The sequence below is a fragment of the Saccharopolyspora sp. MMCC62 genome (assembly GCF_057736575.1).
On record NZ_JBYKCM010000002.1, the window covers coordinates 648,387 to 667,640 of the forward strand.

Genomic DNA, 19,254 nt, shown 5'->3' on the forward strand with positions numbered 1-19,254 from the left:
TCCACAACCCTCGCCTGCGGTCGGCGAGCGCGACCCCGGCTCCGGACAACAAGGCGGTGATCAACATGGTGGTTCCGAGATCGGGTGTGGAACCACCTGCTGCGCCATGTGCGGCTACGGATAGTGACGCCGAGGTGGCCGTCAGCACCAGCCCGCGCAGCGCACGAGCAGCGCCACGCGCAGGGATGGAACAGGTCGCCACGGATGTCCAGCCTAGATGTCGGTTCGGCCACGCTGAGCGCAAGTGAGCTTGCCTTGATCCGCCGAATGGGTCACGGTTTATAGGTTGCAGACGGTCGGAAATTGTCCCTGTAGGAGCAGGCAGTGACAGGTGAATACACGTTCCGGCCGTCGTGACATGAGGTACGGAGAGGAGGGGGCGTCGCGACTTTCGGGCGCCGGAACCTGTGTCGACTGAAGCAGATCTACGAGAGGGTGGCTCGTCGAGCCACTCAGCGGAACCACCGGGTCACCCCGAGTTCATCGGCAAGCCGCGGACGGACTGGACCGTCTTCGGCGTCACGGCCGCCATCATGTTCATCCTGGTGGCGTGGGGCTCCGTGGGCACGGAATCGCTCAGCGGCTTCGCCGAGGGCGCACTGGAATGGCTGGTCACCAACACGGGCTGGGGCTTCGTCCTGGCCGCGACCGGCTTCGTGATCTTCGCCCTGTTCCTGGCGTTCAGCCGGTACGGGCGCATCCCGCTCGGCGCTGACGGCGAGAAGCCGGAGTTCAGGACGATCTCCTGGATCGCCATGATGTTCAGCGCCGGCATGGGCATCGGGCTGATGTTCTACGGCGTCAGCGAGCCGCTGACGCACTTCATGACCCCGCCCCCCGGCACCGTCCAAGGCGGTACCGACGCGGCGGTGGGCACCGCGATGGCGACCTCGCTGTTCCACTGGACCCTGCACCCGTGGGCGATCTACGCGGTGGTCGGGCTGGCGATCGCCTACAGCAGCTTCCGCCGCGGTCGCAAGCAGCTGATCAGCGCGGTGTTCATGCCGCTGATCGGCAAGCGCAACGCCGAGGGCCCGATCGGCAAGCTGATCGACATCCTGGCGCTGTTCGCCACGCTGTTCGGCTCGGCCGCCTCGCTGGGCCTGGGCACGCTGCAGATCCAGTCGGGCATGCAGGCCGCGGGCTGGATCGGCCAGACCAGCACCGTGCTGCTGGTGCTGATCATCGTCGTGCTGACGATCTGCTTCATCGCCTCCGCGGTGTCCGGCGTCTCCAAGGGCATCCAGTGGCTGTCGAACATCAACATGGTGCTCGCGGCGGTGCTGGCGATCTTCGTGTTCGTGGCCGGCCCGACCGTGCTGATCCTGAACCTGCTGCCGACCTCGCTGGGCGCGTACATCAGCGACTTCGGCGAGATGGCCTCCCGCGCCGGTGCCACCGGCGGCGACGAGATGCACTCGTGGCTGTCCAGCTGGACGGTCTTCTACTGGGCGTGGTGGATCTCCTGGACGCCCTTCGTCGGCATGTTCATCGCCCGGATCAGCCGCGGCCGCACCATCCGCCAGTTCATCGGCGGTGTGCTGCTGGTGCCCAGCGTGGTGAGCCTCGTCTGGTTCGCGATCTTCGGCGGTGCCGCGATCGACACCGGCAAGGCCGACCCGGCCATCGTCAACGGCGGCGCGGAAGCGCAGACGTTCACGGTGCTGGAGCACCTGCCGCTGGCGCTGATCACCTCGGTGCTGGTGATGATCCTGGTCGCGATCTTCTTCGTGTCCGGTGCGGACGCCGCCTCGGTGGTCATGGGCACCCTCTCGCAGCGCGGCTCCATCGAGCCGAGCCGCTGGGTGGTCATCTTCTGGGGTGCCGCGACCGGTGCGGTCGCCGCGATCATGCTGGTGATCGGCGGTGGTGAGGACGACGCGCTCTCGGGCATCCAGAACCTGACGTTCATGGGTGCGCTGCCGTTCGCGATCGTCATGGTGCTGCTGTGCGTGGCGCTCACCAAGGACCTGCGCAGCGATGAGATGACGCTGCGGGACGAGAAGGGCGCCGAGGTCCTCGAGCAGGCCGTCATCGCCGGTACCGAGGAGCACGACGGCGAGTTCCAGCTCGTCACCACTCCCGCGGAGAACGACGACGAGGACGACAGCGCCGCGAAACCGGGGGCGTCCACTTCGTGAGTTTCCTGGAATACGTCGCCTCCAGGTGGCAGCAACTGCTGGTGGACTCCTACCAGCACGCCAGCATGGTGCTGCAGTGCATCGTGCTGGCGACCATCGTCGGCGTCCTGGTCGGGGTTGCGGTGTACCGCAGCCCCGCCGGGGCCGCGGTGGCCACCGCCCTGTCCAGCGCAGTGCTGACCGTTCCCTCGTTCGCCCTGTTCGGCCTGCTCATCCCTGTGCTGGGGCTGGGCGTCGCGCCGTCGGTGGTGACGCTGGTGCTGTACGCGCTGCTGCCGATCATCCGCAACACCATCGTCGGGCTGTCTACAGTCGACCAGCCGATCCTGGACGCCGCCCGCGGCATCGGCATGAACCGGTTCCGGGTGCTGACCAGGATCGAACTGGCGCTCGCGTGGCCCGGGATCCTCGCGGGCATGCGGGTGAGCACCCAGATGCTGATGGGCATCGCCGCCATCGCCGCCTACGCCAAGGGACCCGGGCTCGGCAACCTGATCTTCAGCGGCCTGTCCGGCCTCGGCAGCGCGAACGCGCTGAACATGGCGCTCGCGGGCACGCTCGGCGTGATCGTGCTGGCGCTGCTGCTGGACGCGGTGTTCGTGCTGCTCGGACGCCTGACGACTTCGAGAGGTATTCGTGGCTGAGAACAACAAGCCCGACACCGACGGCCGCGCCGGCGGCCACGGCGTCGAAATCCGCCTGGAGGAGGTCTCCAAGCGGTACCCGGGCCAGAAGCTGGCCGCGGTCGAATCGGTCACCATGACGATCCCCGCCGGCGAGACCGTCGTGTTCGTGGGCCCCTCGGGCAGCGGCAAGACCACCACCATGCGCATGATCAACCGGCTGATCGAGCCCACCTCTGGCCGGATCACCATCGGCGGCCAGGACGTGCTCGGCCTGGACCCGGACAAGCTGCGCCGCGAGATCGGCTACTCGATCCAGCAGGCCGGGCTGTTTCCCCACATGACGGTGGGCGAGAACGTGGGCATGGTGCCCGGCCTGGTCGGCTGGACCAAGCAGCGGATCGTGGAGCGGGTCGACGAGATGCTCGACCTGGTCGGCCTGGACCCCGCCGAGTACCGCGGCCGCTACCCGCGGCAGCTCTCCGGTGGGCAGCAGCAGCGCGTGGGCGTGGCCCGGGCGCTGGCGGCCGACCCGCCGGTGCTGCTGATGGACGAGCCGTTCGGCGCGGTGGACCCGATCACCCGCGGCGTGCTGCAGGACGAGCTGATGCGGCTGCAGGCCGACCTGGGCAAGACGATCGTGTTCGTCACGCACGACTTCGACGAGGCCGTCAAGCTCGGCGACCGCATCGCGGTGCTCGGTGATCGGTCGAAGATCCTGCAGTACGACACGCCCGAGGCGATCCTGGCCAACCCGGCCGACGACACCGTCGCCGGTTTCGTCGGCGCGGGCGCCGCGCTCAAGCAGCTCACGCTGCGCCGGGTGCGGGAGATCGAGCTCGGCCAGGTGCCGACCGCCGGGATCGACGAGCAGCCCAGCGTGCTGCAGGAACGCCTCGGCACCCGGCGCGGCGCCATCGGCCTCGTGCTGGACCGCCGCAAGCGGCCGCTGCGCTGGGCCACCGCCCGCGAAGCCGGTTCCGTCTCCGCGCTGGAGCGGGCCGGCCGCGCCGTGGAGGACAGCGTCTCGCCCGCTTCCACGCTGCAGGACGCGCTGGAGGCCATCCTCACCGACGACGACGGCGTCGCCGTGGTCACCGGGTCGCGCGGGGAGTACATCGGCGTCGTCGACATCGACACCGTGATGACGACGATCAAGGATCTCCGCGAGGAGCACGCCGACGACCACGCGGACGCGCCTGCGGACGCCCCCGCGGATGCGCCCGCCGACACCGGGGACCGGTCATGAGCGGCTCCTACGCCGCCGACTCCGGGAACCGCACCGCGGAACGGCTGCGCCTGTTCGCGCAGCCGCTCGCGGCGCTGCTGCTGGTCGTGGTCGTCGTCGGCGTGGCGTTCACCCACCGGGACAACGTCGTCACCAGCCGGAACATCACCCCGTCCACGCTGCTCACGCTCACCTGGCAGCACGTGCTGATGAGCGTCGCGGTCGCCCTGATCGTGGTGCTGGTCGCGGTGCCGCTGGGCATGCTGCTCAGCCGCTCGTGGGCGCGGCGGGTGAGCCCGCTGGTCATCGGGCTGGCGAACATGGGTCAGGCCGCGCCGTCGGTCGGTCTGCTGGTGCTGTTCTTCCTGCTCACCAACGGCACCACCGGGTTCTGGATCGCGACGCTGCCGATCGCGGTGTACGCCCTGCTGCCGGTGCTGCGCAACACCCTCGTCGGCCTCCAGCAGGTCGACCCGTCGTTGATCGACGCGGGGCGCGGCATCGGCATGTCCGGGTTCTCGGTGCTCGTCCGCATCGAACTGCCGCTGGCCGTGCCGTTCATCCTGGCCGGGTTGCGGACCGCGCTGGTGCTGGCGGTCGGGACCGCCACGCTGGCCTGGTTCGTCGGCGCGGGCGGGCTCGGTGAGCTGATCGACACCGGGTACAAGCTGAGCAACTGGACGGTGCTGTCCGTCGGCGCGGTGCTGGCGATGGCGCTGGCCCTGATCGTCGACTGGCTGGGCGGGCTCGCCGAGCGGTACCTGTCGCCGAGGGGGCTTCGATGATGCGTGGAACTCCGATGTCCCGCCGGGGAGCGTTGAAGCTGTTCTCGGCCGCCGCGGCGGGCGCGGCGCTCACCGGCTGCGGGCTCAGCTCGGGCTCGTCGGTGCCGCTGAGCGTGCGGCCCGGCTCCATCAAGCCGGTCCCGGAGCTGGAGGGCGTGCCGCTCACCGTCGGCTCCAAGGACTTCACCGAGCAGATCGTGCTGGCCTACATCGCCGAATTCGCGCTGGTGGCCGCCGGTGCGGACGTGCGGGACCTGAGCAACATCACCGGTTCCGCGAGCGCCCGCAACGCGCTGGTCAGCAAGCAGATCGACGTGGTGTGGGAGTACACCGGCTCGTCCTGGATCAGCTACAACGGCAAGACCGACCCGATCCCGGACGCGATCGCCCAGTACGAGGCGGTGCGCAAGCTCGACCGCGAGCAGAACGGGGTCGCCTGGTTCGCGTTGTCGCTGGACTCGGACAACACCTACGCGCTCGCGCTGAACCGGGAGAACGCGGACCGGCTCGGCGTGAACACGCTGTCCGACCTCAAGCGGCTCGGCCGGGAGAAGCCGGACGAGCTGTCGTTCTGCCTGGAGAGCGAGTTCGCCAGCCGCAACGACGGCATGCCGGGCGTCGCGGAGACCTACGGGTTCGCGGTCGATCCGGGCCGGGTGGAGACGCTGAACACCGGCACCATCTACACGGCCACGGCCACCGGCAAGTCCTGCAACTTCGGCGAGGTGTTCACCACCGACGGCCGGATCCAGGCGCTGGACCTGAAGGTGCTGGAGGACGACAAGAAGTTCTTCCCGCGCTACAACCTGGGCGTCACCGTGCGGGTGGACATGCTGGAGAAGTACCCGCAGCTGGAGGACGTGTTCCAGCCGATCTCGGACCGGCTGAACAACCAGGAGCTGCTGGACCTCAACGCCGGGGTCGACGTGGACGGCCGGGACCCGGCCGACGTCGCCCGCGACTGGATGGTGAAGCAGGGGTTCGTCACCCTCTGACGAACGCGCCCGCTGACCATCGCGGCAGGGCCGGTCGCTCCGTTCGGGGAGCGACCGGCCCTGCCGTCGTTCGCGGCCCGTCAGATGCCGAGCCGCTTGAGCAGGTCCTCTTCGATGCGGTCCAGCTCGCCGGTCACCGCCCGGTGCGCCGCGCGGCGGCGCGGGGCGGGCATGTGCTCGGCCGCGCGGACCGCGCCCGCCAGCTGGCCCAGCCTGCCGTCGGCCTGGTCCGCGAACTTCTCCTGCACCGAGATCTCGGCGGCGCTGCGGCCGCCGGTGCGGGAGCGCAGGTCCTGCAGCGCCGCGGCGTCCCCGGCGATGCGGGCGTGCAGCGCGGCGCCGCGCCCGGTGAACCGGCCCAGGTCGTCGACGGGCACGCCGAGCCGCCGCGCGCGGGCCCGGTCGTAGCCGTCCCGGGCGGCCGTCAACGCCTGCCACGCGTAGGGCGCCAGCGCCGGGGCGAGGATCTTGGCGACGCCGACGGCCTTGCGGGCGTCGCCCGGGGTGAACCGGCCGTGCTCGCCCTTCTTGCGCGCCTTCTCGTCCCGCTTGGCGGCCTTGTCCGCGGCCTTCGCCTCCTGCTTGGCGGTCTTGGTCTCCGCCTTGGTCTCCTGCTTGACGGCCTTGGTGTGCTCCTTGGCCGTCCTGGTCTGCTGCTGGGCGGCCTTCGCCTCCAGCTTGGCGACCTTCTTGACCTGCTTGGCGGCCGAGCGCACGTCCTCGCCGGTGTCGCCGCCGGTGAGCGGTTCGGTGCCGAGCACCTCGGTGGTCAGTGCTGCGGTGGCCGGTTCGCCTCGCGTCATCGCCGCCTCCTGCTGTTCCGGCGCGGTCCGCGCCGTGCCGATGCCCCGGCCCGGGGCTTCCCCTCGCTCGCGGATCACTGTAAGGAGTCATCGCGGCCGATGCCGGTTGACCGGAAGCGCGAGTGATCCACGGGTCGTGCACTCCGGGTGACCGATCGTGCTGCTGCGTCACCGGGGTGATGGGCGCGATCGTCGGGGGCACGGCCTACGCTGCGGGGCGTGGAGAACGAGGTGCTGCTCGATGCGGGCGTGGTCACGCGATGCCGCAGGAGGGTGCACCTCGACAACGATCCGCACGCCCGCGACCTGCCGAAAGCACCCGTGGACCCGGGCATCGAGCAGCGCGTCAGCGACGCCGCCGACCACCGCCGCGCCATCGCCGACCGGCTCGAAGCCGCCCTCGGCGACTCGTTCGCGCGCATCCCGCGGGACGCGTCCCGGCGGCAGCGCGAACGGGAGACGCTCACCGCGATGCGGGACGGCGTCCGCTTCATCTCCGGCGCGCAGCTGCCCCCGGACCCCGACGCGGGCCGGTTCGGCGGCATCGACCTGCTGGTGCGCGTCGAGTCCGGCTACCTGCCGGTGCTGGTGGTGCGGCACAAGACCACCGACCCGGGCAACGGCGCCCGCACTTCGCCGGTGGAGGATCCGCTGCCCGGCTCGGCGCGGCGGGACCCGCGGCGCAAGGTGCGCTCCCAGCCCCGGGACCAGCTGCGGCTCGCGCACCTGGTGCGGCTGCTCGCCGCGTGCGGGATGGCCGCGCCCGGCAACCCCACCGGCGGCGTCATCGGCGTGGACGGCGACGTCGTCGTCTGGCACGACCTGCTCGCCCCGAACTGGCCCGGTGGCCGCACCGCGCTCGCCGAGTACGACGCCCGGTTCACCGATCGGGTCGCCGTCGCCACCGCGGCCGCGACCGGCGCCGAACCGCTCGCCCTGCCGTCCCGCGTCACCGAGTGCAAGGGCTGCCCGTGGTGGCCGACCTGCTCGGCGGAACTGCGCGAAGCCCGGGACGTGAGCCTCGTCGTCCGCGGCGAGGACGCCACCGCGCTGCGCGGCGCCGACGTGCACACCGTCGACGACCTCGCCGCCATGACCCCCGAGCGGGGCGGGACGACCGCGCTCGGCGCCGCCCGCACCGCCGAGGCCGTGCTGCTGGCGAAGGCGTGGCTGCGCGACCTCCCGCTGGTGCGCCGCGTCCGCGAACTCCAGGTGCCGCGCGCCGACGTGGAGATCGACGTCGACATGGAGAGCTACGCCGACTCCGGCGCCTACATGTGGGGCTGCTGGCTCTCCGGCGCGGACGTCGACGAGGAGCAGGGCTACCGCGCGTTCGTCACCTGGGATCCGCTGCCCTCCGACGACGAGGCCCGCTCGTTCGCCGAGTTCTGGTGCTGGTTCACCGCCGTCCGCGAGCGGACGCACGCGCGCGGCCTCACCTTCCGCGCCTACTGCTACAACGAGCTCGCCGAGAACCGCTGGATGCTGTCCTCCGCCGAGCGCTTCGCGGGCAAGCCCGGCATCCCCGAGGTGTCCGAGGTGCGCCGGTTCATCGGCTCCGGCGAGTGGGTCGACCTGTTCGCCGCCGTCCGGGACCAGTTCCTGTGCCCGCAGGGCAAGGGGCTCAAGGTGATCGCGCCCAGCGCCGGGTTCGCCTGGCGCGACCCGGAGGCCAGCGGGGAGAACTCGATGCGCTGGTACCGGGACGCGGTCGGCCTCGACGGGCAGCGCCCCGAACCGTCCCAGCGGCGGCGGCTGCTGCAGTACAACGAGGACGACGTCCGGGCCACCCTCGCCGTCCGCCGCTGGATGACCTCCCCGGAGGCGGGCGAGATCCCCTTCACCGAGGACCTCTGACCTCCGGCGCCCGCCGGCCTGCGTGACGGGCAGCCTGGTGACGGGCAGCCTGCGTGACGGGCGACCTCTTACGGCAGCTGACCTGCTGGACGGCGGGCCGCCGCGGTCGGCGTCCGAGGCGGCCCGCAACCCGAGGTGACCGGGCGAGCCGACGCCGACCGCCGCGGCCGGAACCCGCACCCGCTCACTTCGGCGCCATCCGCAGCGCGCCGTCCATGCGGATGACCTCGCCGTTGAGGTAGTCGTGCTCCACGATGCCCACCGCGAGCTTCGCGTAGTCGCCCGGCACGGCCAGCCGCTTCGGGAACGGCACCCCGGCGGCGAGCCCGGCGCGGAACTCCTCGCTGACGGTGGCCAGCATCGGGGTGTCCACGATGCCGGGCGCGATGGTCATCACCCGGATCCCGGCGGAGGACAGGTCGCGGGCGGCGGGCAGCGTCAGGCTCGCCACCCCGCCCTTGGAGGCCGCGTAGGCGGCCTGGCCGATCTGCCCGTCGAAGGCGGCCACGGAGGCGGTGTTGACGACGACGCCGCGCTGGCCCTCCCGGTCGGCCTCGGTCTCGCGGATAGCCGCGGCCGCCAGCCGCAGCACGTTGAAGGTGCCGAGCAGGTTGACCTCCAGGACCTTGCGGAACAGGTCGAGGTCGTGCGGCCCCTGCTTGCCGCTGATCCGCGCGGACGGCCCGATCCCCGCGCAGTTCACCACGATCCGCAGCGGCACCCCGGCGCCCGCGGCCTGCTCGACTGCGGTGCCCACCTGGTCGGCGTCGGTGACGTCGGCGGCGGTGTAGGTGATCCCGTCGACGGGCGGTGCCGCGGCCACCGAATCCGGCAGGTCCACGCCGAACACGTGCGCGCCGCGCTCGGCGAGGGCGCGGGCGGTGGCCGCGCCGAGTCCGGAGGCGGCGCCGGTGACGATGGCCGCGGTGCCGGTGATCTGCATGGGGTTCTCCTCGGTGTCGATCGCGATGCGCCCGTAGTCAACCAGTACTGAGCGCCGTTGTGCAGTACTGATCGTGTTGTGAACTGCGGTGCACCGCTGCGTCACCGCCCGAGCAGCAGCGCGTGAACAGTTGCCGAAGCAGCGTCGCCCACCCGATCGGTGTGCCACGATTCGGACGAGGTCAGCTTCCCGAACTGGGGATTTCCCGGTCGGGCCGCCGCTGTGGAGGTCGCCGTGTTCGCTCGCCGGATCGTGGTCGTCGGGACGGGGTACGTCGGGTTGACGACCGGCGCCTGCCTGGCGTCGCTGGGACATCGGGTGGTGTGCAGCGACGTGGACGCGGCCAAGGTCGCCCGCCTGTCCCGCGGCGAGGTCGGCATCCTCGAACCCGGCCTCGGCGAACTCGTCGCCGAGGGGATCGCGGCCGGGCGGCTGGAGTTCGTGCTCGGCTCGGCCGGCGCGGTCGCCGACGCCGAAGTGGTGTTCCTGTGCGTGCCCACGCCGATGGGCTCCGGCGGCGGTGCGGACCTGGCCGCCGTCGAATCGGTCGTCGCCGAGGTCGCCGCCGAACTGCCCACCGGGTGCGTGCTGGTGTGCAAGTCGACGGTCCCGGTGGGCACCTCCGCGCGGGTCGCCGAGCTCGTCGGCCGCCCCGACGTGCCGGTGGTGTCGAACCCGGAGTTCCTGCGCGAGGGCTCCGCGGTGCACGACTTCCTGAACCCGGACCGGATCGTGGTGGGCTCCGCCTCGCAGGACGCCGCCGAGCGGGTCGCCGCGCTGTACGCGCGGCTCGGCGCGCCGACGGTGCTCACCGACGCGCCGAGCGCCGAGATGGTCAAGTACGCGGCGAACTGCTTCCTCGCCACGAAGCTGTCCTATGTGAACGCGGTGGCGGAGCTGTGCGAACGGCTGGGCGCGAACATCTCCGACGTCACCGAGGGCATGGGCTACGACCGGCGGATCGGGCAATCGTTCCTGCAGCCGGGCCCCGGCTGGGGCGGCTCCTGCCTGCCGAAGGACACGGCCGCGCTGTTGCAGGTGGCGCAGTCCGTCGGGTTCGACTTCGAGCTGCTCGGCGCCGCGATCGACTCGAACGCGCGGCAGCGGGAGCAGATGGTCGCGAAGGTCTCCGACGCGTGCGGGGTCGGCGTGGCGGGCTCGCTGGACGGGGTGCGGCTGGGGCTGCTGGGCCTCACGTTCAAGGCGGGCACCGACGACCTGCGGGATTCGCCCGCGCTGGCGGTGGCGGAGCTGCTGGCCGCGCGCGGTGCGGAGCTGGTGGCCTGCGACCCGGGGCTGCGCGGGGACGAGGCGCCGCTGCAGGGCGTGGTGACCCTGGTGGACGACCCGTACGAGGCGGCGAAGGGCTCGGCCGGGCTGGTGGTGCTCACCGAGTGGCAGCAGTTCCGCGCGCTGGACTGGCCGCGGGTGGCCGGGTTGCTCGCGGGACCGGTCGTGGTGGACACCCGCAACCACCTGGACCCGGACGTGCTGCGGCGGGCCGGGATCTCCTGGCGCGGCGTAGGCAGGCTCCCCGTCGGCTGACTTCCTGTCGATGAGCTCCTTTTGCGCAGCGCTGGGGTGGCGGAACCTCAGCGGGATTCTCGCTGCGGGATCTTTTTCCCGAGTGGCTCCGCCACGAGGGAAAAAGCTGTCCTCGCGAGAATCCCGCTGAGAACCCGCGGGTGGTCGGCCTGGGTACGTGGTCGGTGCTCTGCGGCTTCGCCGCTGACGAGAAGCAGCGGCGGCCCGCTGGGGAGGGGCGAAGGCGGGCGGTGCGGCGTCGGCATCGATCGCTCCGGCGGGGTTGCCTTGCGGGGCGGTCACCCTGGGGCACGTGCGGCTTCTGGGACGGGTGAGGCCGGTGGTCCGGTGCCGGACCTCGGGACGGATCGTCCCCGGCGCCGCGGGGCTGTGGACGGGCGGTCCGCGGGCCGTGCGCCGGGCAGGCGGTGGCGCCCCGGTGGCTGTCCGGTGCGGAACCGGTGGATGACCGGCCGGTGAACGCGCGTCCACACCGCCGGGCCAGCGCAAACATTCTTTCCACAGCCTGTGGACAACTCCGTTCCCCGAGTTCCCGGGGGTGCGCGGGACCCGGTCCGCACCCGGTTGTGCACAGGTGTGGACGAAGTTGTCCACAGGTGTGCACAACTCGGCGCGCACCGCGGTCGAGGCGCCGCAGGGAGGTTTCGGGCGGTCGGCGGTCATCGCGACCCAGGGTGACGCCGGAGCCCCCGGGAACCGGGCCGTCGACCGGATCGGGTCTCGGGCCGGCGCTCAGGAACCGAGCCGGTAGCCCATCCCGCGGACGGTGCGGATCCGCTCGCTGCCGATCTTGCGGCGCAGCGCCCGCACGTACACGTCCACCACGTTCGACCCGGGATCGAAGTCGTAGCCCCACACGTGCGACAGGATCTGCTCCCGGGACAGCACCTGGCCGGAGTGCCGCAGGAACAGCTCCAGCATCGCGAACTCGCGGGCGGTGAGGTCCACCGTCGCGTCCGGCAGCTGGGCGCGGCGGCTCCGCAGGTCCAGCGACAGGTCGCCCTCGCGCAGCACCGCCACGTCCGGCGCGCGGTCCGCCGAGCGCAGCCGCAGCCGGACCCGCGCCAGCAGCTCCTCGAACCGGAACGGCTTGGTCATGTAGTCGTCGGCGCCGCCCTCCAGCCCGGCGACGGTGTCGTGCACCGAGTCCCGCGCGGTCAGGATGATCACCGGCAGCGTGATCCGCTGCGCCCGCACCGCCTGCAGCACCGAGAACCCGTCCTTGCCGGGCAGCCCGAGGTCGAGCACGGCCAGGTCGTAGTCGCCGCCGAGCAGCAGTTCCTGCGCGGTGGCGCCGTCCCCGGCGACCGCGGTGCCGAAGCCGTTGGCGCGCAGCCCCTTCTCCAGGAACGCCGCGATGCGCGCCTCGTCCTCGACGATCAGGATCTTGCTCACGGGTGGGCCTCCTCGGCGGTCGCGGACGGGACGAGACCGGGCACCGCGCCCGGCCAGGCGGGCAGGTCGAGGCCGAAGGTCGCGCCCTCCCCGGGTTCGGACAGCACCCGCACCCGCCCCTGGTGCGCTTCGGCGATGGCGGCGACGATCGCCAGCCCCAGCCCGGCGCCGCCGCGGCCCGGCCCGCTGCCGTGCGCGAACCGCGCGAAGATCTGCTCGACCTCGGCCGGGTCCACCCCGGGGCCGCGGTCGGTGACCCACAGCGTCAACCGGCCCAGGCTCAGCGCGGAGCCGATGCGGATCTCCGAGCCGTCCTCGGTGTGCTGCACCGCGTTCTGCGCCAGCTGCACCACGGCCTGGGTGAGGCGCTGCGCGTCGACCACCACGTCGCCTTCGCCGATGCTCTCCAGCACCCAGCGCCGGTCCGCGATGGAGCGCACCTTCGCGTCGATGTCGCTGGTGAGCTCGGCCAGCGACACCTCGGCGGGGTGCACGAAGTCGGGCCGGTCCGCCTTGGCCAGCATCAGCAGGTCCTCCACGATGCGGGTCATCCGGTCCAGCTCGTCGGTGCACAGCCGCACCACCTCGTCGCGTTCCTGCGGGTCGTCCCCGAGCAGTTCGAGGTGCCCGCGCACGATGGTGATCGGGGTGCGCAGCTCGTGGCTGGCGTCGTCGACGAACTGGCGCTGGGTGCTGAACGCCGATTCGAGCCGGTCGAGCATCGCGTTGAACTGGTAGGCGAGCGCGGCGATGTCGTCGCGGCCCTCCACCGGGATGCGCCGGGTCAGGTCGTGCTCGCTGATCTCCGCGGCGGTCTGCCGGACCACCCGCACCGGCCCGAGGATCGCCCCGGCCACCACCCAGGAGGACGCGGCCGCCAGCAGCACGCCGCACGCGCTGACCAGCGCCAGGGTGCGCACCACCTCGTGCACCTCGGACACGTCGGCGGCGGTGAAGTGCCCGGTGATGAACCAGGCGTGCCCGCCCTCGCGGGTGTGCACCTCCACCTTCACCCAGCGCAGCGGGCCGGCGCCGGTGCGGGCGGTGCCCTGCCGGTTCGGATCGTGCGAGATGCGTTCGAGCAGGCCGGGTTCGTGCACCGCGGTCCGGGTGCCCTTGTCCTGCGCCTGCACCCGCGCCTGCAACCCGGTCGGCGTGTCCCAGGTGCCGATGAGCGCTTCCCACGCGTCCGGGTACTGCTGGCCGAGGTAGGTCTCGAACAGCACCTCCGGGTCGGCGATCGGCACTCCGGTGGCCGGGTCGCGGCCGACGTGGGCGAAGTTGACGAACTCGTGCCCCTCCTGCTCCAGGGCGGCGGTGACCTTGTTCATCGCCTCGTTCTGCAGGAACCGCCAGACCAGCAGCACGATCCCGGCCAGCACCAGGACCAGCACCAGCAGCATCCAGCCCATGATCTGCGCGCGGGCGGGGACGCGGGTGCCGCGGCGCGCCTGCTCAGTCGTCATCGTCCGGCTCGTCCGAGGGATCCGGCCGGTCCGGGGCGTCGGAGCGGTCGTCGTCGGGATCATCGGAATCGTCGTCGTCCTCGGGTTCCGGCGGGGGCAGGTCGGCGCGCGGTGCGGTGCTGACGACCGGTGGCGGTGCGGACCCGCTCGGGGCCGGGCCGACGAGGTCGCCGACGCGCACCTCGGCGGGCACCTGCGGGGTGCGCGGCCCGTTGCTCAACGCGTAGCCCAGCAGCACCGCGGCGATCGGCAGCGCGAGCGCGGCGATGAGCAGTGGCAATCTCTTCACCGGCCTCATGCGCGCATCGTCGCCGCCTTCCTGGCACCGGGGATGAGAAGGGCATGAGAACTTTCTCATGCGGAGGTGCCGGGGTTGTGCGGCTCCCGCACCTGACCGCGCCGCCCAGCGGCTAGCCTGCACCACGAACGGGTGCGGCCGCGATCGCGCGGATCGGCGCCGACGGGTACTGGGGTCGAAGGCAGACGCGATGGATGAAGACGGCGACCGGCTCATCGACTGGACCGGGGAGCGCTGCGTCCCCTGGGCCGACGACGTGCAGGTGATCTACGAGCACTACCACCGGTACGCGCTGGCGGCCCGGTTCGTCCGCGGCAAGCGGGTGCTGGACCTGGCGTGCGGCGAGGGCTACGGGGCCGCGCTGCTGGCCGCCGAGGGCGCGGAGGTCGTGGGCCTCGACGTCGACCCGGCGACCGTGGAGCACGCCACCCGCAGCTACGGCTCCCGCGACGTCTCGTTCCGCACCGGCTCGATCACCGACCCGGACGCGCTGGCCGACGAGAAGCCGTTCGACGTGGTGGTGTGCTTCGAGGCGATCGAGCACGTCGCCGAGCACGACGCGGTGCTCGCCCTGGTCCGCTCCCGGCTCGAACCGGGCGGGTTGTTCCTGGTCAGCACCCCGGACACGGACGTCTACCAGCACGAGCACGGCAACGACAACCCGTTCCACGTCAAGGAGCTCACCGGCCCCGAGTTCGAATCGCTGCTGGAGGCCGCGTTCCGGCACGTGGCGGTGCTGCGGCAGAACACGGCGGTCGGCTCGGTGCTGACCCCCGCCGACCCGGGCGACCCGGACACCGCGATCGCCGGCGTGCGGTTGCAGACGCTGCACCAGGACGGGTCGGGCGCGTGGACGGTGCGCCAGGGCCTGCCGCACACCTACCTGCTGGGGGTGGCCTCGGACCGGGCGCTGCCGAAGCTGCCCGCCGCGGCGGTGCTGCTGGACGACGAGCTCACCCTGGTGCGCCGGGCCGGGCAGGCCGACGTGCGGCCGATCATCGAGCAGCGCGACGAGGCCGTCGCCGACGTCGCGAAGCTGAACGAGCACTACCGGCGCAGCCGCGCGGAGGCCGAGGAGCTCAAGGGCGCGGTCGCCCGGCTGGAGGAGCTGCGCCGCGCCGAGGAATCCCGCGCGGACGAGCAGGTCCGCGAGCAGCAGCGGCTGCGCACCGAACTCGAATCCGGCCTGGAGCAGGCGCGGCTCGGTGCCGACCGCGACGCGGCCCGCATCGAGTGGCTGCGCGACTCCGTCGCCCGCCTGGAGCAGCGCACCGCGGAAGCCGAGCGCAGCGCCGCCGAGCTCACCGCGCGCAACGCCGAGCTCGCCGCGCAGAACTCGGCGCTGGTGCAGCGCGCCGTCCGCAAGTACCGCACCGTCGTGGAGCGCGTCGCGCCCCGCGGCACCGCGCGCCGCGACGCCTACGAACTCGCCCTCGGCAGGCAGCCCGGCGCGGTCGTGGCCGAGCAGGCGCCGGAGACGGGACCGGTCGCGGTGCCGCGCAGCGACGACCCGGTGGTCAGCGTGATCGTCCCGGTGCACGGCAAGTGGCCGTACACCCGGCAGTGCCTGCGATTCCTCGGCGGGCACCTGGTGTCGGTGCCGTTCGAGGTGATCGTGGTGGACGACGCCTCCCCGGACGACAGCGCGGTGCGGCTCGCGGAGTGCGAGGGCGTCCGGCTGGTGCGCGCCGAGCGGAACCTCGGGTTCATCGGCGCCTGCAACCTCGGGGCGCAGCACGCGCGCGGCAGGCACCTGTTCTTCCTCAACAACGACGCCGAGGTCACCGAGTCCTGGCTGGACCTGCTCATGTCCACTATGGACTCCGACGAGCGGATCGGGCTGGTCGGCGCGAAGCTCGTCTACCCGGACGGCCGGTTGCAGGAGTGCGGCGGCATCGTCTGGTCCGACGGCACCGGCTGGAACCTGGGGCGCAACGGGGAACCGGCGGCCTCCGAGCACAACGTGCTGCGCGACGTGGACTACTGCTCCGGGGCGGCGATCCTGGTGCGCGCCGAGGTGTTCCAGCAGGTCGGCGGCTTCGACACCCGCTTCGCGCCCGCCTACTACGAGGACACCGACCTGGCGTTCGCGGTGCGCGCCGCCGGCTACCGCACCGTGGTGCAGCCGAAGGCCGTGGTGGTGCACCACGAAGGCGTCTCCAACGGCACCGACCTGTCCACCGGCGTGAAGCGGCACCAGGAGCTGAACCGCCAGGTGTTCGTGGACAAGTGGCGGGACGTCCTCGCCGATCACCTGCCGGAGGCCTCGCCGCGGAACCTGTGGCTGGCCCGGCAGCGCGGCGCGCGCGGGCACCACGGGCCGATCGTGCTGGTGAAGGACCACCAGGTGCCCCGCCCCGACTTCGACTCCGGTTCGGTGCGGATCCGCCGCGTGCTGGAGCAGTTCGTGGAGCTCGGCGCCCGGGTCGTGTTCTTCCCCGCCAACCACGCGAAGCTGGAGCCCTACACCACCGAGCTGCAGCAGGCGGGCGTGACGGTGTTGCCGGAACCCGAGCTGCAGCAGGCGTTCCTGGTCGAGGCGGGCTCGGAGATCTCGCTGGCCGTGCTGTCCCGCCCGCAGGTCGCGTGGAGCCTGGTGGAGGAGCTGCGAACCCGCGCGCCGCAGGCCGTGCTCGCCTACGACACCGTGGACGTGCACTTCCTGCGGTTGCAGCGGCAGGCCGCGCTGGCCGAGGAGCAGGGCGAGCCGGACGTGGCGAAGGCGTTGCGGCGCAAGGCCTTCGCGTCCCGGGAGATGGAGCTCGGCCTGGTCCGCTCCTGCGACGTGACGCTGGTGGTGTCGGAGGCCGAGCAGGAGCTGCTCGGCGAGCTGGTGCCGGACGCCGACGTGCGGGTGCTGTCCAACGTGCACGACGTCCACGACGGCACCGAGTCCCCGTACGGCCGCCGCGACGTGCTGTTCGTCGGCAGCTTCGACCACCCGCCGAACCGGGACGCCGCGGAGTGGGCCGCAGCCGAGGTGCTGCCGCTGGTGCGCGAGCAGTGCCCGGACGCGGTGCTGCACGTCGTCGGCTCCAACCCGACCGAGGAGGTGCTGGCGCTCGCCGGGGACGGCGTCGAGGTGCACGGCTGGGTGCCGGACCTCGCCGCGCTGTACGCGCGCAGCCGGGTCGTGCTGGCGCCGCTGCGCTTCGGCGCGGGCGTGAAGGGCAAGGTGGGGGAGAGCCTCGGGCTGGGCGTGCCGGTGGTGGGCACGACGCTGGCGATGGAGGGCATGCACCTCGAACCGGAGCGGGACGTGCTCGTCGCGGACGACGCGGCGGGGCTGGCGGCGGCCGTGGCCCGGCTGCTCACCGACGACGCCACCTGGTCGCGGCTGTCGGCGGCGGGCAAGGCGGGCATCGCCGCGCAGTTCGGCCCGGACGTCTCCCGGGCAACCATCGCGAAGCTCCTCGACACGACTCTGTGAACTCGGTTTGCGTAGCGCTCGGGTGGCGGAACCTCAGCGTTCTCCTCGCTGCGGGATCGTTTTCACCGGTGGCTCCGCCACAGGCGAAAACGCTGTCCTCGCGAGGAGAACGCTGAGAACCCGCGGGTGGTCTTGTTGAGCGGGTGGGCGGCGGCTCAGCGGCTTCGCCGCTGACAGGAAACAGCCAAGATTCGCGATGCGGGTTCGAAGGCGGGCCGTGGGGTTCCGCCGCCTCAGTGCTGCGCGGCGCGAGTCGAAGTACCGGTCAGGGGCATCGGACGTGCGACGGCCCGCCATCCCACGGGATGGCGGGCCGTCGGTGTTCGGGAGCCGTCAGTCGCGGACGGTCGGCGGCGTCTGCGCGAGCTGCTGGTCCAGCAGCGCCTTGAACGCGGTCTGGGCGGCCGCCTTGTCCGGCGCGTTCACGTCCACGATGATCGCCCAGCCGTGCGCCACGTACGCGGTGCGGAACACGCCGCCGCCGGTCGTCATGACCTCCACGCCCCGGTACGACAGGTCGTCGTCCGCGGCGAGGCCCTGCTGGTCGTCCAGGTAGGCCTCCGCCACCGACTGCGCCGCCGTCTGGTCCGGCATCCGCACCGCGATCAGCACCGAGGTGGCGGCGCCGTCGCTGCGGCTGAAGAACCCGTCGATCAGCCCGCCCTGCAGCGCGGCGGCGCGCACCGGGTCGCGCAGCACGCCGGACTTGGGGCTGTTCTCCAGCGCCGGGCGGTCCAGCGGGCCGTTGTACGGGTGCGGCTCGCCCGGCGGCACGGCCACCAGCACCTCGGGGGTGGCGGCGGGCGCGGGCTTCGGCGCGGGCGGTTCCGGCAGCGGCTCGCTGGTCGGCACCGGCGGCGCCTGCTGCTGGGTGGGCTGCTGCGGGCCCGCCTCATCGCTGCCGGAGGTGAAGTAGAAGACGGCGGCGACGATGACGCCCACCAGCAGCACCGCGCCGAGCGCGATCCCGGCGATGGCCTTGCCCTTCGACGCGCCGTCGCCGACCTCGAAGACCTCCGGGCCCTGGCGCATCCAGCTGGTGTCGCCGTGCTCCGGCGTCGACGGCTGCTCCGGCTCGCCCCACGGGGAGGCCTGCTCGCCGGTGTTCCAGCCGGGCTGCTGGTTCCAGCCGGACTGCTGCTGGCCCGCCCACGGCTGCTGCCGGCCGACGTTGACGACCTGGGTGCTCTCCGACTGCTGCGCCATCGGGTTCGGCACGACCTGCGTGGACTCGTTCGACGGCTGCGGCTGCTGGGGCTGCTGGGGCTGCTGCTGGGCGGCCTGCGCGCCTTGCGCCGCCGCGGCGCCCCAGTTGAACGCCGGCGGGAACGGGCTCTGCTGACCACTTTGCGGGGTCCCCTGTTGGGGGAAGCCGCCGGAGGGCGTGCCGGGCTGCTGCTGCGGGAAGTCGCCGGATGCAGGTCCGGATTGTCCGCCCTGCGACCTGCCGATCAGCGCGTCCCGCCGGGAGCGGTACTCCTCGGCGGAGATCCTGCCTGCCGCGAGTTCGGCGTCGAGGTTGTGCAGCTCGTCTTGCCAGGTCACCGATGCGCCCTTTCCGGTTTTCACGAGTCGCTGCCGATGTGCGATCGATCGTCATTTTGCACCCCGGGAAGCGCGCGCGATGCACCGGCCGGATAACGATCCGCCCGGTGTGAGCAACTGCGCGCGGCCTCGCTCGTCGAAACGCGCGTCGAGATCGCGGTGCCACCGGATACGCTACTCGGCGTCGAGGGTGGGCTCGA

Annotated in this window: 14 protein-coding genes; 8 read left to right on the plus strand and 6 right to left on the minus strand. The window is 72.3% G+C overall.

Annotated features, from left to right (window positions below; all coding sequences use genetic code 11):
* The first annotated feature begins 482 nt into the window (after window positions 1–482).
* Genes AC29IT_RS07195 through AC29IT_RS07215 form a run of 5 tightly spaced genes read left to right on the plus strand, consistent with a single transcriptional unit; the run spans window position 483 to window position 5,772 of the window.
* Window positions 483–2,141 carry a BCCT family transporter gene (locus tag AC29IT_RS07195; RefSeq protein WP_488218259.1) on the plus strand — a complete coding sequence of 553 codons (1,659 nt, stop codon included), beginning with the start codon at window positions 483–485 and terminating at the stop codon, window positions 2,139–2,141.
* The gene (locus AC29IT_RS07200; protein WP_358446527.1) at window positions 2,138–2,785 is read left to right on the plus strand and encodes an ABC transporter permease; all 648 of its coding nucleotides are present in this window, start codon (window positions 2,138–2,140) and stop codon (window positions 2,783–2,785) included. Before AC29IT_RS07195 ends, AC29IT_RS07200 begins: the two co-directional genes overlap by 4 nt.
* On the plus strand, window positions 2,778–4,013 hold the full coding sequence (locus tag AC29IT_RS07205; protein ID WP_488218201.1) for an ABC transporter ATP-binding protein: 1,236 nt from the start codon (window positions 2,778–2,780) through the stop codon (window positions 4,011–4,013). The genes AC29IT_RS07200 and AC29IT_RS07205 overlap by 8 nt, the downstream gene beginning before the upstream one ends.
* The gene (locus AC29IT_RS07210) at window positions 4,010–4,777 is read left to right on the plus strand and encodes an ABC transporter permease (RefSeq protein ID WP_488218202.1); all 768 of its coding nucleotides are present in this window, start codon (window positions 4,010–4,012) and stop codon (window positions 4,775–4,777) included. Before AC29IT_RS07205 ends, AC29IT_RS07210 begins: the two co-directional genes overlap by 4 nt.
* A 14-nt stretch (window positions 4,778–4,791) precedes the next feature.
* Entirely contained in the window at window positions 4,792–5,772 is a 981-nt protein-coding gene (locus AC29IT_RS07215) for a glycine betaine ABC transporter substrate-binding protein (protein ID WP_358446519.1), read from the plus strand.
* An 80-nt stretch (window positions 5,773–5,852) separates the two neighbouring features.
* On the opposite strand, the gene AC29IT_RS07220 is transcribed toward AC29IT_RS07215, so the two are convergent.
* Window positions 5,853–6,575, minus strand: coding sequence for a DUF6474 family protein (locus AC29IT_RS07220; RefSeq protein WP_488218203.1), 723 nt, complete (start codon window positions 6,573–6,575; stop codon window positions 5,853–5,855).
* Between the two features lie 219 nt (window positions 6,576–6,794).
* Between AC29IT_RS07220 and AC29IT_RS07225 the strand changes: the two genes are divergently transcribed.
* Complete coding sequence (locus AC29IT_RS07225) at window positions 6,795–8,432, plus strand: TM0106 family RecB-like putative nuclease (RefSeq protein ID WP_488218204.1); 1,638 nt, start codon at window positions 6,795–6,797, stop codon at window positions 8,430–8,432.
* Between the two features lie 184 nt (window positions 8,433–8,616).
* Here the strand turns inward: AC29IT_RS07225 and AC29IT_RS07230 are convergent, their stop codons facing one another.
* Window positions 8,617–9,375 (minus strand): SDR family NAD(P)-dependent oxidoreductase, encoded by a 759-nt coding sequence (locus AC29IT_RS07230; RefSeq protein WP_358446510.1) that lies wholly within the window; start codon window positions 9,373–9,375, stop codon window positions 8,617–8,619.
* A 234-nt stretch (window positions 9,376–9,609) separates the two neighbouring features.
* Between AC29IT_RS07230 and AC29IT_RS07235 the strand changes: the two genes are divergently transcribed.
* The gene (locus AC29IT_RS07235) at window positions 9,610–10,920 is read left to right on the plus strand and encodes a UDP-glucose dehydrogenase family protein (protein WP_488218205.1); all 1,311 of its coding nucleotides are present in this window, start codon (window positions 9,610–9,612) and stop codon (window positions 10,918–10,920) included.
* A gap of 732 nt (window positions 10,921–11,652) precedes the next feature.
* Here the strand turns inward: AC29IT_RS07235 and AC29IT_RS07240 are convergent.
* Genes AC29IT_RS07240 through AC29IT_RS07250 form a run of 3 tightly spaced genes read right to left on the minus strand, consistent with a single transcriptional unit; the run spans window position 11,653 to window position 14,070 of the window.
* Window positions 11,653–12,315, minus strand: coding sequence for a response regulator transcription factor (locus tag AC29IT_RS07240; protein WP_358447005.1), 663 nt, complete (start codon window positions 12,313–12,315; stop codon window positions 11,653–11,655).
* A complete protein-coding gene (locus AC29IT_RS07245) occupies window positions 12,312–13,781 on the minus strand; it encodes a sensor histidine kinase (protein ID WP_358447003.1) in 1,470 nt (489 codons plus the stop codon). Before AC29IT_RS07245 ends, AC29IT_RS07240 begins: the two co-directional genes overlap by 4 nt.
* On the minus strand, window positions 13,771–14,070 hold the full coding sequence (locus AC29IT_RS07250; RefSeq protein WP_358447000.1) for a hypothetical protein: 300 nt from the start codon (window positions 14,068–14,070) through the stop codon (window positions 13,771–13,773). Before AC29IT_RS07250 ends, AC29IT_RS07245 begins: the two co-directional genes overlap by 11 nt.
* Before the next feature lie 199 nt (window positions 14,071–14,269).
* On the opposite strand from AC29IT_RS07250, the gene AC29IT_RS07255 reads away from it, so the two are divergent.
* Window positions 14,270–17,509, plus strand: a complete 3,240-nt coding sequence (locus tag AC29IT_RS07255; RefSeq protein ID WP_488218206.1) for a glycosyltransferase — start codon at window positions 14,270–14,272, stop codon at window positions 17,507–17,509.
* A gap of 333 nt (window positions 17,510–17,842) precedes the next feature.
* Here the strand turns inward: AC29IT_RS07255 and AC29IT_RS07260 are convergent, their stop codons facing one another.
* Entirely contained in the window at window positions 17,843–19,054 is a 1,212-nt protein-coding gene (locus tag AC29IT_RS07260; RefSeq protein WP_488218207.1) for a hypothetical protein, read from the minus strand.
* Window positions 19,055–19,254: the final 200 nt, after the last annotated feature.

What these genes read in the sequence shown, in the direction of transcription:
- AC29IT_RS07210 (WP_488218202.1), top strand. Translation starts at nt 4,010, where the DNA reads ATGAGCGGCTCCTACGCCGCCGACTCCGGGAACCGCACCGCGGAACGG.
- AC29IT_RS07215 (WP_358446519.1), top strand. Translation starts at nt 4,792, where the DNA reads ATGTCCCGCCGGGGAGCGTTGAAGCTGTTCTCGGCCGCCGCGGCGGGC.
- AC29IT_RS07220 (WP_488218203.1), bottom strand. Translation starts at nt 6,575, where the DNA reads ATGACGCGAGGCGAACCGGCCACCGCAGCACTGACCACCGAGGTGCTC.
- AC29IT_RS07230 (WP_358446510.1), bottom strand. Translation starts at nt 9,375, where the DNA reads ATGCAGATCACCGGCACCGCGGCCATCGTCACCGGCGCCGCCTCCGGA.
- AC29IT_RS07245 (WP_358447003.1), bottom strand. Translation starts at nt 13,781, where the DNA reads ATGACGACTGAGCAGGCGCGCCGCGGCACCCGCGTCCCCGCCCGCGCG.
- AC29IT_RS07255 (WP_488218206.1), top strand. Translation starts at nt 14,270, where the DNA reads ATGGATGAAGACGGCGACCGGCTCATCGACTGGACCGGGGAGCGCTGC.